At 59.6% G+C, this 14,857-nt stretch carries 12 protein-coding genes; 10 read left to right on the plus strand and 2 right to left on the minus strand.

Going from position 1 to position 14,857, the window contains the following annotated elements:
* Nucleotides 1–33: 33 nt before the first annotated feature.
* A complete protein-coding gene (locus tag R3175_RS15975) occupies nt 34–2,193 on the minus strand; it encodes a primosomal protein N' (RefSeq protein WP_318945325.1) in 2,160 nt (719 codons plus the stop codon).
* A 260-nt stretch (nt 2,194–2,453) separates the two neighbouring features.
* On the opposite strand from R3175_RS15975, the gene rpmE reads away from it, so the two are divergent.
* Both rpmE and R3175_RS15985 read left to right on the plus strand, forming a co-directional pair.
* Complete coding sequence (gene rpmE, locus R3175_RS15980; protein ID WP_318945326.1) at nt 2,454–2,675, plus strand: 50S ribosomal protein L31; 222 nt, start codon at nt 2,454–2,456, stop codon at nt 2,673–2,675.
* Between the two features lie 301 nt (nt 2,676–2,976).
* Nucleotides 2,977–4,242 (plus strand): malic enzyme-like NAD(P)-binding protein, encoded by a 1,266-nt coding sequence (locus tag R3175_RS15985; protein WP_318945327.1) that lies wholly within the window; start codon nt 2,977–2,979, stop codon nt 4,240–4,242.
* Nucleotides 4,243–4,307: 65 nt separating this feature from the next.
* Here the strand turns inward: R3175_RS15985 and R3175_RS15990 are convergent, their stop codons facing one another.
* Nucleotides 4,308–6,758: a penicillin-binding protein 1A gene (locus R3175_RS15990; RefSeq protein WP_318945328.1), complete on the minus strand. Its 2,451-nt coding sequence runs from the start codon at nt 6,756–6,758 to the stop codon at nt 4,308–4,310.
* Between the two features lie 187 nt (nt 6,759–6,945).
* On the opposite strand from R3175_RS15990, the gene R3175_RS15995 reads away from it, so the two are divergent.
* From R3175_RS15995 to R3175_RS16030, 8 genes are all read left to right on the plus strand, one after another.
* The gene (locus tag R3175_RS15995) at nt 6,946–8,010 is read left to right on the plus strand and encodes a pilus assembly protein PilM (protein WP_318945329.1); all 1,065 of its coding nucleotides are present in this window, start codon (nt 6,946–6,948) and stop codon (nt 8,008–8,010) included.
* Nucleotides 8,010–8,576: a PilN domain-containing protein gene (locus R3175_RS16000; protein WP_318945330.1), complete on the plus strand. Its 567-nt coding sequence runs from the start codon at nt 8,010–8,012 to the stop codon at nt 8,574–8,576. The genes R3175_RS15995 and R3175_RS16000 overlap by 1 nt, the downstream gene beginning before the upstream one ends.
* Nucleotides 8,573–9,184 (plus strand): type 4a pilus biogenesis protein PilO, encoded by a 612-nt coding sequence (locus R3175_RS16005; protein ID WP_318945331.1) that lies wholly within the window; start codon nt 8,573–8,575, stop codon nt 9,182–9,184. The genes R3175_RS16000 and R3175_RS16005 overlap by 4 nt, the downstream gene beginning before the upstream one ends.
* Nucleotides 9,185–9,186: 2 nt before the next feature.
* A complete protein-coding gene (locus R3175_RS16010) occupies nt 9,187–9,735 on the plus strand; it encodes a pilus assembly protein PilP (protein ID WP_318945332.1) in 549 nt (182 codons plus the stop codon).
* A 65-nt stretch (nt 9,736–9,800) separates the two neighbouring features.
* Complete coding sequence (locus tag R3175_RS16015; protein ID WP_318945338.1) at nt 9,801–11,858, plus strand: type IV pilus secretin PilQ family protein; 2,058 nt, start codon at nt 9,801–9,803, stop codon at nt 11,856–11,858.
* A 127-nt stretch (nt 11,859–11,985) separates the two neighbouring features.
* Nucleotides 11,986–12,552: a shikimate kinase AroK gene (gene aroK, locus R3175_RS16020; protein ID WP_318945333.1), complete on the plus strand. Its 567-nt coding sequence runs from the start codon at nt 11,986–11,988 to the stop codon at nt 12,550–12,552.
* Nucleotides 12,545–13,645, plus strand: a complete 1,101-nt coding sequence (gene aroB, locus R3175_RS16025) for a 3-dehydroquinate synthase (RefSeq protein WP_318945334.1) — start codon at nt 12,545–12,547, stop codon at nt 13,643–13,645. Before aroK ends, aroB begins: the two co-directional genes overlap by 8 nt.
* Nucleotides 13,646–13,686: 41 nt before the next feature.
* On the plus strand, nt 13,687–14,857 hold a 1,171-nt coding region (locus tag R3175_RS16030; protein WP_318945335.1), incomplete at its 3' end, for an ATP-binding protein.

Consider the following 14,857-nt stretch of genomic DNA (forward strand, 5'->3'; position numbering starts at 1 on the left):
ATCAAAAACACCTTCGTTAGACAGTGATTTTCATCACCCTGTTTCATAGGGATCAATATCTATCTGCCAGCGAAGCCCAGAGGGTCGACCTACATCTTCTAGAGCCAGAGTTAGCCCGGACAATAACTGGCCAAGGCGCATGCGATGATCACTGAGAATTACCAGCTGTGCCCGGTAACGGTCCGCCCGGCGGGCAATCACGGCGGGCAGGGGGCCCCAGATCTGCGCGGCAGAGCCGTTGAGCAGGCCACGGGCCTGATCCAGGAAGGCAAGGCTGGCGTCCATGGTGGGGGCCTCGGCCCGGAGGATCGCCATGGCCCGGAAGGGGGGGAGTTCGCCCGCCTCCCGCTCGGCCAGTAATTGATCTGCCAGGGGCAGGTAGTGGCCGTCGCAGAGGGACATCAGCAGCGGGTGGTCACTGTGACAGGTCTGGATCAGTACCTTGCCCGGGGCTTCGCCCCGGCCGGCCCGGCCGCTGACCTGCAGGAGGGTCTGAACCAGTTGCTCCGGGGCCCGGAAGTCCACGCTGAACAGCCCCCCGTCGGCATTGACCACCACCACCAGCGTCACATTGGGAAAGTCGTGCCCCTTGGCAAGCATCTGGGTGCCCACCAGAATGCAGGGTGCGCCGGAGTTTACCCGCTCCAGGATGGCGTGGATGCTCCCCTTGCGCTGCGTGCTGTCGCGATCCACTCGCACCACGGGGGTGTCGGGGAAGTGCTCGGCGAGCACGGTCTCGGTCCGTTCCGTACCCTGGCCAATGGGTTTGAAGGCCTCGCTCCGGCATTTGGGGCAGTGATCCTGCGCGGCGGTCTGGTAATCGCAGTGGTGGCAGCGCATGGCCCGGTCACGGCGGTGGTAGGTCAGCCGGGTGTCGCAACGCGGGCATTCCATCAGGTGGCCGCAGTCGAAACACATCATCACCGGGGCAAAGCCGCGGCGATTGACGAACACCAGGGTTTGCTGGCCCGCTGCCAGGCATTGCTGGATGGCGTTCAGGGCCGGTCGCGAAATGCCCCCCTCCAGTGGACGGCTGCGCACGTCCAGCAACCGAACCGTCGGCGGAAGGCTCTTACCTGCCCGTTGCTCCAGCTTGATCAGCCGGTATTTGCCGCTGCGGGCGTTGTGATACGTCTCCAGGGAGGGCGTGGCGGACCCGAGAATGACCGGGCAGCGGTTGAGGTGGCCCCGGTAGACGGCCAGGTCCCGGGCGGAATAGCGGAAGCCTTCTCCCTGCTTGTAGGAGCTGTCGTGCTCCTCGTCCACCACGATGGCGTTCAGGTTGGTGAAGGGGAGCAGCACGGACGATCGGGTGCCGATCAGGATCACCGGCTCACCCTGTCGGACCCGAAGCCAGGTTTCCAGCCGCTGGGAGTCGTTCAGGGCCGAGTGCCACACCGCGATGCGGTCACCGAAGTAGCGGCGAAAGCGGGCGACGGTCTGCGGGGTCAGGTTGATCTCCGGGACCAGCACCAGGGCCTGTTGGTCGGCTGCCAGGTTTTGTTCCAGGTAATGCAGGTACAGCTCGGTCTTGCCGCTGCCGGTAATGCCAAAGAGCAAGCTCGTGGCGAAGCCGTCGCCCGGCGTCGGCAGTTGCTCGAACGCCTGTCGCTGGGCTTCGGACAGTGTCGGCAGCGGCTGGGTTTGTGCGGGTGGCGGTGTGGTGGATTCTGCCGCCTTGACCAGTTCCCGCTCCTCCAGGCCGCGGAGCTGGGCCCGGGTGAAACCGGCCTGGGTAATGGCGGGAGTGGGCGTCGGAACCGCCCGTTGCTGCAACCACTCCAGAAGGGCCCGCTGGCGATGGGCCTGTTTGGGAAGGTCCGCGCTTTCGCCGCAGGCCAGCCAGTGCTGTTCTGCCTTGACCGCGGCCGGTTGTCCGCGACGCAGAGCCGGCGGTAACGCCATGAACAGGCACTCGCCGAGTGGGTGCTGGTAGTAGTTTGCCGCCCAGCTCAACAGGGACAGGGTCTCCTCGGGGAGGGCGGGCCAGGGCTCCAGCGCCTCCAGCACCGTTTTGAGCCTGACGTTCGCCGGCGGAGGCGTGCCCGTTTCGGCGACGATGCCGACAGCGGTCTGGCGGCCGAAGGGGATGCGCACCCGCTGTCCCGGCAGGAGTGACAGGGCGTCCGGCACCCTGTAATCAAACAGCTTGCGTAACGGTCGGTTGAGGGCGATACGGGCGGTCGCTGTCACAGGGGCTCCGGCTGGGGCGCGTCGGGGGGACGCGGCTGCGGTAATTGCTTACATCACGGGCCCTTCGGGGCTGCCAGTGTGATCACTGCATACTTGCTAAGCAGTACGTATGCAAGTAAGATTCGCGGTCTGTTTAAGGCCGGGCATGATTGTGCATGGTCTTTTCCATTGATTCAATGCGGTGCCTGGCGCCCGGGTTGCACAGTAAAGGTTTTGGCAGCCCCGTGATCAGGTAGCGGCATGACCGACAGAGGTTCGCCATGAAAGAAGGTATCCACCCGAAGTACGAAGACATCACTGCCACTTGCAGCTGCGGTAATGTGATCAAGACCCGTTCCACCGTTGGGCAGGATTTGCAGCTGGATGTGTGCTCCCAGTGCCACCCGTTCTACACCGGTAAGCAAAAGGTCATGGACACCGGTGGTCGTATCGATCGCTTCCAGAAGCGTTTCGGCGGCCGTATCGGTGGCAAGAAAGCCTGATCTGCGATGGCTGGTTGAAAAAGCGCCTTTCGGGGCGCTTTTTTTATGTCTGGAGGTTGGCCGTAGGGGGCCCGGATTTGCCGATCCGGCTGGTCATTATCTGCACAGGGGCCTTGTTTGAGCTGGACCTTCGCGCCATAATGGCGCGCTCCGCTGGGTAGGCCCCGGCGGTTTTTTTAAAGAGAGCACAGCTGGCCAGGCTTGTGAGAGTCGATTTCCGCCCAGACACGGCAAGTGCCGAGGGGTGGGGTCAGTGACAACGTATCTCCGTCCTTTTAACGTGACAAACGGAACAGTGGCAATGTCTCAAGATCTGAAAACAGCAGCCCTTGAATATCACGCCCACCCGCGGCCAGGTAAAATTAGTGTTGAAATCACTAAGTCTACCCAGACTTCGCGCGATCTGTCTCTGGCGTACAGTCCCGGGGTTGCCGAACCGGTCCGCGAGATCGCAAAAGACTCAGAGAATGCATACAAGTACACTGCCAAGGGTAACCTGGTGGCGGTTATCTCTGACGGCAGCGCGATCCTGGGTCTGGGGAATCTTGGCCCGCTGGCCAGCAAGCCAGTGATGGAAGGTAAGGGCGTACTGTTCAAGCGCTTTGCCGGCATCGACGTGTTCGATATCGAAGTGGACTCAGAGAGCCCGCAGGCCTTTATCGAAACGGTAGAGCGTATTGCCGATACTTTTGGCGGTATCAACCTGGAAGACATCAAGGCACCGGAGTGCTTTGAGATCGAGCGTGCGCTGATTGAAAAGTGCAATGTCCCCATCTTCCACGACGATCAGCACGGCACTGCCATCGTAACGGCGGCCGGCATGATCAACGCCCTGGAGCTGCAGGGTAAGAAAATTGAGGAAGCCAAGGTGGTTTGCCTCGGTGCCGGCGCTGCGGCCATTGCCTGTATGAAGCTGCTGGTCAGCTGCGGCGTGCAGTCCGAAAACATCTTCATGCTCGACCGTAAGGGGGTTATTCACTCCGGTCGTGAAGACCTGAACCAGTACAAGGCGATGTTCGCGACCGAGACCGACAAGCGTACTCTCGACGACGCGATTGACGGCGCTGATGTGTTCCTGGGTCTGTCCGGTCCGGACCTGCTTAGCGCCGAGCAGCTCAAGAAGATGGCTCCGAAGCCGATTGTCTTTGCCTGCTCCAACCCGGACCCGGAGATCAGCCCCGAGGTTGCCCTGGCGACCCGCGATGACCTGATCATGGCGACCGGCCGTTCGGACTACCCGAACCAGGTCAACAACGTGCTGGGCTTCCCCTTCATCTTCCGTGGTGCGCTGGACGTACGTGCCACTGCCATCAATGAAGAAATGAAGGTCGCTGCGGTTCACGCCATCCGTGAGCTGGCAAAAGAGCCGGTGCCGCAGGAAATCTGTGACGCTTATGGCGTTGACAGCTTCGAGTTCGGCAAGGATTACATCATTCCCAAGCCGCTGGATGTGCGCCTGCTGGAAGTGGTGCCTGCTGCTGTGGCCCGAGCTGCCGTCGATAGCGGGGTTGCCCGCAACGGCTACCCGGAGCACTACCCGCTGAAAGCCATGGAAGACATCAGGTAACCCAGGGCAGAAGGCAAAAAACCGGCGGTCAGCACCGCCGGTTTTTTTTGTCTGCAATTTGCCGATTAAAACAGTTCTGTCGGCAGGGTGGCTTCGGTGCCGCTGGTTGTGGATGGGGCTCCGCTACCGCTGACGGATTCCAGGGGAGGTGGCGCATCCTCTTCCCGGAAGAGTTCGAAGATCCCGGCTTCCTGGCCGGGGCGGGTCCGTTTGCCGGTGGCGGGGTCGATCCTGACGGTTACGATGCCGTTGGGCTGTGGCATGAACGCATTGGGTTCGTCATTCAGCGCGACTTCCATATAGTCCATCCACACCGGCAGGGCGGCGGTGGCACCAAACTCGCCCCGTCCCATCGGGCTGGGCTGGTCGAACCCGACCCAGACGGTGGTCGCCAAATTGTGGTTGAAACCACTGAACCAGGCGTCCCGCTGGTCGTTGGTGGTGCCGGTCTTGCCGCCAATGTCGCTGCGGCCAAGAGCCAGGGCCCGACGTCCGGTACCGCGCCGGATCACATCTCGCATCATGGAGTGCAGTATGTAGACGGAGCGTTCGTCCGCCAGCCGTTTCATCATGTTGATATTCGGCGGCGCCTCAAACGGATCACGGTGGGGGAGCTGGCACGTGTTTTCACACTGCACCACCGCCGGGGCGGAGTAGAGAACTTCGCCGTCGCTGTCCCGTATCTCCTTGATCAGGAAAGGCTGAACGTCATAGCCACCGTTGGCGATAACCGCGTAACCTCGGGCAACTTCCATTGGCGTCAGCAGGCCGCTGCCGAGGGCAAGGGAAAGGTCGGCGGGAATCTGGTCCGTGGGGATGCCCAGTTGCTCAAGGTAGCTGAGGGCGTTATGGATGCCTATGTCGCGCAGCAGGCGAATGGACACCAGGTTGCGGGAGCGATACAGGGCTTCCCTCAGGCGGGTCGGACCATAGAACTGGCCGGAGGAGTTCTCCGGGCGCCAGGCGGTTTCCAGTTGGGAGTCATCGAACACGATGGGCGCGTCATTGAAGATGGAGGCGGGGGTCAGGCCGCGCTCCAGTCCCGCCAGGTACAGGAATGGCTTGAAATTGGAGCCGGGCTGGCGGGTGGCCTGAGTGGCGCGATTGTACTTGGACTGATTGAAGCTGTAACCGCCAGCCAGCGCCTCGATGGCGCCGGTTTTGGCGTTCAGTGAAATGACCGCGCCCTGAACTTTGGGCAACTGGGACAGTGTCACGGTGGGTTTGATGCCACCGGTGTGCTCGCTGCTTGTATGGTCTGCGTCTGTGGTCGTTTGCACGTAGACGACATCGCCGGGCTGTACCACCTCTGACGGCGTCTTCGGGGCTGGTCCGGTCAGGCTTTCGGTGCGGTAAGGCTTGGCCCAGGTCATCGATTCGAACGGCATGTGGCTCGGGCCGAGCGACCGGGTGATCAGCTCCACCCGTTCCTCCTCGTCGATGACCGCGGTCACCACCGCTGGATGGAGGGATTCGATGATCGGATAGTTTCGTAATTGGTCCTGAAGCTCGTCGGTGGTCCGCCCGGATGGCTCGATGGTGCCAATGGCGCCCCGGAAACCGTGGCGACGGTCATAGGCATGGAGGCCGGCGCGAAGGGCTTCGGTGGCGGTTTGTTGCTTGTCCGCCAGCACGGTCAGGGTGACGGAATAGCCGTCGGTGTAGGCGGCCTCGCCGAACCGCTGGACCATCTCGGCACGCGCCATTTCAGCGACATAGTCCGCGTCCACTTCGGTAGACGGTGCGTTGTAGCTGGCTGTCAGGGGCGCCTGCGATGCCAGCTCGTAGGCGTTTGGCGTGATGTAGCCCAGGTCGCGCATCCGGCCCAGGATCCAGTTGCGACGGATACGGGCCCGTTCCGGGTTGGCCAGCGGGTTAAAGGCCGAGGGGGCTTTGGGAAGGCCGGCCAGCATGGCCATCTGCGCCAGGCTCAGTTCGTTGACATCCTGGTCGTAGTAGACCTGGGCGGCTGCCCGCAGGCCGTAGGCGCGGTTGCCCAGGTAGATCTTGTTCAGGTAGAGCTCAAGAATCTGGTCTTTGTTCAGTTCACGTTCAATTTGAAGTGCCAGAAGTATCTCATTGAACTTTCGTATAAACGTTCTATCCCGTGACAGAAAGTAATTTTTTGCAACCTGCATCGTAATGGTGCTGCCACCGGATTGGATCTGGCCGGTGGTGACCAGTTCGATGGCAGCCCGCAGCAGGCCTTTGAAGTCGACGCCTATATGCTGGTAGAAGTTTGCATCCTCGGCCGCCATGAAGGCTTGTAACTGGATTGTTGGGATCTGTTCGATTGTGATGGGTGCCCTTCTCTTTTCGCCGAATTCTGCTATTAATCTGTTGTCTGCGCTGTAGACCCGCAGTGGCGTTTGGAGCTTAATATCAGTAAGTTGTTCGACGGCTGGGAGTCCTGGTCTCAGGTAAAGGTAAAAGCTGGACGCGGTCATTGCCGCCACACTTAATCCGCTAATAAAAAACCAGGCAAGGACACGGGAAGTTCGAAATAATCGGGACATTTTTTTCTGACAACTATTGGATATAGGTCTATCATTTGAGAAATTGCTTTAGGAAGAGGTTGGCCCCTTCACTGCTACAATAGCGCTCAATGATGAAGATGTCGCATTGTAGACGGAAAACGGAACAAATTCTCTTAAATAAAAAAACACATAACCCGGTGCAGGTAACCAGGTATAGGGTGAGCGCGTGTTCGGATTGTTTGGAAATAAATCCAGTGCGGTTCTGGGTGTGGACATCAGCTCCAGCTCAGTCAAGCTGTTAGAGCTCTCGAAACAGGGCGAGCGTTACAAAGTTGAAAGTTACGCGGTCGAGCCACTGCCGGCCAATGCCGTGGTCGAGAAAAACATTACCGATGTTGAAGCCGTGGGTGAGGCGCTAAAACGGGTGGCCTCCAAGTCGCGCACCAGTGTCAAGCAGGTGGCGGTGGCCGTGTCCGGTTCGGCGGTCATCACCAAGTTGATCCAAATGAACGGCGGCCTCAACGAATTTGAAATGGAAGACCAGATCGCTCTGGAAGCCGATCAGTACATTCCCTACCCACTGGACGAAGTGGCCATCGACTTTGAAGTGCAGGGAGCGTCTGAAAGCAATCCCGATCAGGTGGACGTGCTGCTGGCGGCCTGCCGCAAGGAAAACGTCGATATCCGCGAGGATGCCCTGGAGATTGCCGGGCTGACCACCAAGATTGTCGACGTCGAAGCCTACGCCCTGGAGAGGGCATTCACACTGATTGAACCCCAGCTTGAATCCCAGGGCGAAGACCTGGTGGTGGCCATTGTGGATATCGGTGCCACCATGACCACCCTGAGTGTGTTGGCCGAGGGCAAGACCGTGTATACGCGGGAGCAGATCTTCGGGGGCAAGCAGCTGACGGAGGAGATTCAACGTCGCTACGGGTTGTCCCTGGAAGAGGCCGGTCTGGCCAAGAAACAGGGCGGTCTGCCCGACGACTACGAGGCCGAGGTGCTGACCCCATTCCGTGAAGCGGTGGTTCAGCAGGTCGCCCGTGCCTTGCAGTTTTTCTTCGGTGCAAGCCAGTACAATGCGGTGGATTATGTGGTGCTTGCCGGTGGTACAGCGTCAATTCAGGGGCTGACGGAGATGGTTGAAGAGAAAGCAAACACGCCAACCCTGGTGGCCAACCCATTTGCGGACATGGCCGTGGGTTCGCGGGTGAATGCCTCGGCTCTGGGTAACGATGCGCCGTCACTGATGATTGCCTGCGGTTTGGCAATGAGGAGCTTTGACTGATGGCAAAGATTAACCTCAGACCCTGGCGCGAAGAGCTTCGGGCCGAGAAGCAACAGCAGTTTGTCGTCATGATTCTTGGGGCGGCTATCCTGGCGGCCGCTCTTGCCTTCCTCTGGAAGACCGATGTGGACAACCGCATTGCCTATCAGGAGTCCCGTAACGCCTATATCCAGACCGCGATGAAGGAGCTGGATGCCCAGATCAAGGAAATCGAAGATCTGAAACGCAAGCGGGATGAGTTGCTGGCGCGGATGCGAGTGATACAGGACCTGCAGGGCAAGCGTCCGGTCATCGTGCGGGTGTTCGATGAGCTGGTCAGAACCCTGCCGGAAGGCCTGTATTACACCAGCCTCGTTCGTAAGGGCGATCGTCTGGAGCTGGTCGGCATGGCCGAGTCCAACAGCCGGATTTCCGGCCTGATGCGGCAATTTGACAGTTCGGATTGGTTTGCCAACCCGAACCTGACCAACGTTGCGGCTGCAGATCGCGCTCGCGCAGGCTACAGCCAGTTCAATCTGTCGGTGCAACAGAAAACACCAGAGCCCGAAGGGGAGGGTAGTGAATGAGCCTTGCGGACTCTCTGAAAAGCCTGAATGAGTTTGACATTAATGATCTGGACATCAGCAGCGCTGGGATCTGGCCCGCACCGGTCAAGTTCATCGTTGTTCTCCTTGTGTTTGGCCTGATCCTCGGTGGCGGTTATTGGTTCTTCGTCAAGGATCTCTATGGCCAGTTGGACCGGGTTGCCCAGAAAGAGCAGGAACTGAAGCAGCAGTATGAGAGTAAGGCCTACCGGGTGGCGAACCTGGAGGTCTTCAAGAACCAGATGGCGGAAATGGAGGAAACCTTTGCCGCGTTGGTGCAGCAACTGCCCAGCGAAACCGAAGTGCCCGGATTGTTGGAAGACATCACCAATACCGCCTTGGGTAGTGGGCTGGACCTGAAGGCCGTCAAGCTTCAGCCAGAGCAGCGTCGCGATTTTTACGCCGAGCTCCCCATCAATATCCAGGTGTCGGGGTCCTATCATGAGCTGGCGTCTTTCGTCAGCAGCGTGGCTGGCTTGCCCCGGATCGTAACGTTGCATGATTTAACCATTAAACCAATCGGCGGTAACGGCGAGCAGCTCGACATGCAGGTGACTGCTCGTACCTATCGCTACCGGGCTGGAGAGTAAGCATGGCAGGAAATCATGCGGTAAGAGCCTGGCTGGGCGTATGTCTGGCGTCATTGTTAACGGCCTGCTCCCAGGGTAACGGCTTTTCGGATTTGGATACGTTCATGGCAGAAACCCGGGCCAAGCCGCGGGGGCACGTGGAGCCCCTGCCTGAATTCAAGGCCTATGAGGCCTTCAGCTATTCCGCGGCAGATCGGCGGGCGCCCTTCGAGCCGCCCATTGACGTTCAGCTCACTATGGTGGACCAGGCGCCGGAAACCAATATTGAGCCGGATCTGGACCGGCCCAAAGAGGTTCTTGAGAACTTCGGCCTCAATGAGTTGACCATGGTCGGTACCTTGAGCGGGGCCGGTAGCTCCCTGTATGCGCTGATTGCGGACAGTGAAGGGGGCATCCACCGGGTTCGCGCGGGCAATTACATAGGTACGAACTACGGTCGTATTATTGGCGTCAGTGAAGATCGAGTTGAATTGATAGAGATCGTTCCCAATGGCCGGGGAGGCTGGGTTGAGCGTCCCCGATCCCTGACACTGAATCAGGATGAGGGCTAAGGAGCGGTACGATGATTAGTCAGCATAAAATGCACGAACAAAATTGCTTGGGGTCGAGGCTCGCGATGTTCAGAAAATTAAACATATTCGTCGGCGCGGTGGCGTTGGGGCTACTTTCCGGTCTGGCCAGCGCCGTTACCCTTGAGGATGTGTCCTTTTCCTCCCTGCCGGGTGACCGTACAGAGGTAACGCTCAAGTTCGACGGTCAGCCGCCGGAGCCCTCCGGCTACACCATTGAGCGTCCAGCGCGGATTGCTGTGGACCTGCGGGATACCCAAAGCGGTCTTGATTCCAGGTCGATTTCGCTGGGCACCGGGAATGCCCAGAGCATGACCGTTGTGGAGACCCAGGATCGCACCCGCCTGATTTTCAATCTGGTGGAACTGCAGCCCTACCGGACTAGCCGGACCGCAGACACGCTGGTCCTGGTGATCGGAGAAGAAGGCGCAGCTGCGCCGTCTGCACCGAGACAGGCCGCGGCATCGACGCAGGGCATGGCTTCCACAGGAGGACTGGCCGGCGTGGATTTCCGTCGAGGCGAGGATGGCGAGGGCCGGGTGATTGTGGATCTGGGGGCGGCCAACCGGTCCGTGGACCTGTCGGAACAGGCCGGCAAGATTCGTCTGGTGATGGACGGCACTGAGGTGCCGGCTGAACTGCGCCGGCGTCTCGATGTTCGCGACTTCGCGACACCGGTTACCCGCATTGACACCTACATGGAAGGTGATTCCGCGGTGGTGGAAATTCGCCCGGAAGGTGACTACGACTACATTGCCTACCAGTCGGGCCGTCAGTTTACGGTCAGCGTCGAGCAATTGACCCCTGAAGAGGCGGAAAGCCTGCGAGAGGAGAAGTTCCCCTACACCGGTGAAAAGCTCTCGCTCAATTTCCAGGATATTGAAGTCCGTTCCGTATTGCAGCTGATTGCGGATTTCACTGGCTTGAACCTGGTGGCCAGTGACACAGTGAGCGGCAGCATTACGCTTCGGTTGCAGAATGTGCCCTGGGATCAGGCGTTGGACCTGATCCTCAAAACCAAGGGACTCGATAAGCGTCAGGTGGGTAACGTCCTGCTGGTTGCCCCGGCCGATGAAATTGCGGCCCGGGAGAAGCTGGAACTGGAAACCAACAAGCAGATTGCCGAGCTGGCACCGGTACGCCTCGATATCATTCAGGTGAACTATGCCAAGGCTGCGGATATCGTTGCCTTAATTCGAGAGGATGAGGAGCTGGTTTCCTCTCGAGGTTTTATTTCGTCAGATGTACGTACCAACACCATCAGTGTTAGGGAGTCAACGGAAAAACTGGAGCAGATTCGAAAGTTGGTGGATACCTGGGATATTCCGGTTCGCCAGGTCTCTATTGAGGCGAGGATCGTTCGGGCGGAAACCAATGTTGCCGAAAGTCTTGGTATACGCTGGGGTGGCGCTGCGTATGATGTCAGTGGAGATAATGTGATCTCAGTCGGTGGGTCATTAAATACCGTTGAAGAGGCGCGTGACGCTGCGGCCGGCGGAGGGGGCTCGATTACGTTCCCGGATGCGCTCGGCGTCGACTTGGGGGTAACTGGAGATGGGGCCTCTTCATTTGCTATCGGGTTTGGTAGCGACGATTTTCTGGTTGACTTGGAGCTTTCGGCACTTGCTGCGGACGGCAAGGCGGAGATTGTTTCGCAGCCTCGAGTTGTAACTGCGGATAGGCAAACAGCCAAGATCAAGTCGGGTGAAGAAATTCCGTACCAAGAAGCGTCATCTAGTGGTGCAACGTCTGTGTCATTCAAGGAAGCTGCTCTGGCGTTGGAGGTGACTCCGCAGATCACTCCCGATAACAAAGTTATCATGGACCTCACTGTTAACCAGGATTCGCGAGGAGAGGTGACTGCGGGAATTCCTTCGATAAACACTAATGAAGTAACAACTCAGGTTCTTGTAGCCAATGGTGAAACGGTGGTTTTGGGTGGGATATTCGAATCTGAATCTGCCACTACTACCACGAAGACACCTTTCCTTGGCGATATTCCGTACTTAGGGCGGCTGTTCAAGCGCACTGTTCAAACGGATGAGCGGAGTGAATTGTTGATCTTTATCACCCCCAAGATTATTCAGCAGGATATGATTCGATAATCCTGAGCTAGTCGTTTAAGGCCGCCGTTCATCCGGCGGCTTTTTTTTGCCCGCCGTTCGGTGCCAGCTTATGGTTTGGGGAGCCCTGTGCTATTCTCACCCGCCGAACGAGGTAAGAGTTATTGTCATGTCTTTGCCAAAACGTGTTGTTCTAGTCGGGCCAATGGGGGCGGGAAAAAGCACCATTGGGCGTTTGCTGGCCAAAGAACTGGGCTATCAGTTCATCGACTCCGACCGCTTGATTGAGGAGCGGTGCGGCGCGAATATTCCCTGGATATTCGATGTCGAAGGCGAGGATGGCTTCCGGCAGCGTGAATCAGCCATGCTCGCGGAGATGTCCGAGGTCCAGCAAACCGTGCTGGCGACCGGCGGCGGTGCCGTGATGAAGCTCGAGAATCACGATTATTTGCGCCGCGACGCGACCGTTGTGTATCTCCGTACCTCGGTTGAGCAGCAGGTGGAGCGCACCCGAAAGGATCGCAACCGTCCCCTGCTCCAGAATGACGATCCCGAAGCCGTGCTCCGCAACCTGTTCAGGGTTCGGGACCCGCTTTACCGGGATCTGGCGGACATAGTGATGCAGACCGATCGCAAGAGCCCGCGGCTGGTCGTGCGCCAGTTGTTAAACCGTTTGAAACCCAGATCTCCGCGCCACAAGCGGCGAGTCAAGAAAGAAGGTCGAAATCATGCCTAGTGCCACTCGCGAGCTGAAGGTCGACTTGGGCGACCGCAGTTACCCCATTCTGATCGGTGCGGGGCTGCTCGGTAAACAGGACCTGAGCACCTACGCGGCTGGCCAGCAGGTGATGATCGTCACCAACGAAACCGTGGCGCCGCTGTATCTGGCGGCTGCGGAACGCTGTTTCCCCGGCAAGAACGTAGACCATGTCGTGTTGCCGGACGGGGAGAAGTTCAAGGACTGGCAAACCCTGAACCTGATTTTCGACGCTCTGCTGGAGCGTCGCCACACCCGTAAAACCACGCTGGTGGCCTTGGGTGGCGGTGTGGTTGGCGATATGACGGGGTTCGCCGCAGCCTGTTACCAGCGTGGCGTACCGTTCATCCAGATCCCGACAACCCTGTTGTCTCAGGTGGATTCATCGGTGGGCGGCAAGACCGGCATCAATCATCCTCTGGGCAAGAACATGATCGGTGCCTTCCATCAGCCGGAAGCGGTTCTGATTGACGCCGATACCCTGCAGACCCTGCCGGAGCGGGAAGTTGCCGCCGGCCTGGCTGAGGTGATCAAGTATGGGCTGATCCGTGACGCGGCGTTCCTGGCATGGCTCGAGGAAAGCATGGCCCGGTTGTCGTCGTTGGAGCCGGGTGCGCTGATCGAAGCGATTTACCGATCCTGTGCCTGTAAGGCGGAGGTGGTCGCCCAGGACGAGCGTGAGGGTGGTCTGCGGGCCGTCCTGAATCTGGGGCACACCTTCGGGCATGCCATCGAGACCTTTGCGGGTTATGGCGAGTGGTTGCACGGAGAGGCGGTTGGCAGCGGCATGGTGATGGCCGCCGACCTGTCGCGGCGACTGGGGATGATTTCCGAGGCGGACCAGGCGCGGGTCGACCGGATTGTAGGTCAGGCCGGGTTGCCGACGTCGGTTCCGGCGGGAATGCAGCCGGACGATTTTCGTCGCCTCATGGCGGTCGACAAGAAAAACATCGACGGAGCGCTGCGGCTGGTGCTTCTGAACGCCTTGGGAGATGCCGTGATTGTGGCCGATGCCAACCCGGATCGGCTGCAGGAAACGCTCTCCAGGTTTTGCCAGGGCATGGGTTGTTGATCAGGGAGTAACGTCGGGATATGGGTTCTGAGGAGCAGGGATTGAATAGCCTGGAGGGCGGCGGTCTGTTTCCCAGGCTACAGGAGCGATTTGGTCTTCGGGAAGATCCCACGGCGATGGATGCGCCTTTCTATCCGGATGCCCAGCGCCACCATGCCCTGGAATCCCTGCGCCATCTCACCGGCTTCGGCGATATGGCGCTGCTGCTGACCGGGGCTCGTGGCGCCGGTAAGACCCGGCTGTTGGCGGAGCTGGTCCGTAGCGAGTCGGCCAGGCTTGACTTTCACTTCGTGGACGCGTCCAGTCTGACCAGCGCGCAGGCCTTGGCCAGAACCCTGCTGGGGATCGCTCACCAGGGGCTGAAACCTGAGGGCGCAGCCCGGGAAGCGATATACGGCTTTTTCCGGTGGAGTGAAACCGCCACCCGCAAGGGGCGGCGGTTGGTGCTATTAGTGGATGATGCGGATCAGGCGCCGCCGGAATTGATGAGGCTGCTGTTGGCGGCATTCCTGGCAGCGGACTCCTCCGCTGCGGCCGTACCGGTGTTCAGCGGGACCGAGCAGCTGCCCGAGCAGTTGGGGGGGGCTGCCGACGGTGAGCTGGCGGGGGTGCACCGGATTCACCTCCCCCCGCTGGCTCCGGAGGACATCAGGGCGTACCTGGAACCCCGGGTCCTGAGAGCGGGGGGCAAGAGCGCCGAGCTCCTCAGTCCGCTGATGGTCAAGCGCCTGTCGGAGCTGAGCCAGGGCAGTTTTGGCCGGTTGCAACGGGTGGCGCCGGCGGTATGGCTGGGCATGGCCCAGGGGGCAGGGGCGCGTATTGGTTCCGGCTGGCACAGTGCCTGGCGTTGGCCCGCCCTGGCTGTGGTCCTGTTGGGGGGCTCCTGGTGGATGGTGTCCCAGCAGTATGACGACGCCGTTGAGCAGGCCGGGCATGAGTCGCAACCGGCGGTGCCGGAGCGCAAGAGCGTGACCATCGGGCCGGGTCAGCCGGAATTGTCATTGGCGGCTGAATCCCAGGCTCCGGGCGGCAATCCCCCTTCCCCGGTCGTCCCCTTGAGTGATGGCGCCCCAACGCCCACGCTCGTTCCAGAACCAGAACCAGAACCAGAACCAGAACCAGAACCAGAACCAGAACCAGAACCAGAACCAGAACCAGAACCAGAACCAGAACCAGAACCAGAACCAGAACCAGAACCAGAACCAGAACCAG

The organism is Marinobacter sp. (genome assembly GCF_033722735.1).
Classification (GTDB): Bacteria; Pseudomonadota; Gammaproteobacteria; order Pseudomonadales; family Oleiphilaceae; genus Marinobacter.

What these genes read in the sequence shown, in the direction of transcription:
- rpmE (WP_318945326.1), top strand. Translation starts at nt 2,454, where the DNA reads ATGAAAGAAGGTATCCACCCGAAGTACGAAGACATCACTGCCACTTGC.
- R3175_RS15985 (WP_318945327.1), top strand. Translation starts at nt 2,977, where the DNA reads ATGTCTCAAGATCTGAAAACAGCAGCCCTTGAATATCACGCCCACCCG.
- R3175_RS15990 (WP_318945328.1), bottom strand. Translation starts at nt 6,758, where the DNA reads ATGTCCCGATTATTTCGAACTTCCCGTGTCCTTGCCTGGTTTTTTATT.
- R3175_RS16000 (WP_318945330.1), top strand. Translation starts at nt 8,010, where the DNA reads ATGGCAAAGATTAACCTCAGACCCTGGCGCGAAGAGCTTCGGGCCGAG.
- R3175_RS16005 (WP_318945331.1), top strand. Translation starts at nt 8,573, where the DNA reads ATGAGCCTTGCGGACTCTCTGAAAAGCCTGAATGAGTTTGACATTAAT.
- R3175_RS16010 (WP_318945332.1), top strand. Translation starts at nt 9,187, where the DNA reads ATGGCAGGAAATCATGCGGTAAGAGCCTGGCTGGGCGTATGTCTGGCG.
- R3175_RS16015 (WP_318945338.1), top strand. Translation starts at nt 9,801, where the DNA reads ATGTTCAGAAAATTAAACATATTCGTCGGCGCGGTGGCGTTGGGGCTA.
- aroK (WP_318945333.1), top strand. Translation starts at nt 11,986, where the DNA reads ATGTCTTTGCCAAAACGTGTTGTTCTAGTCGGGCCAATGGGGGCGGGA.
- aroB (WP_318945334.1), top strand. Translation starts at nt 12,545, where the DNA reads ATGCCTAGTGCCACTCGCGAGCTGAAGGTCGACTTGGGCGACCGCAGT.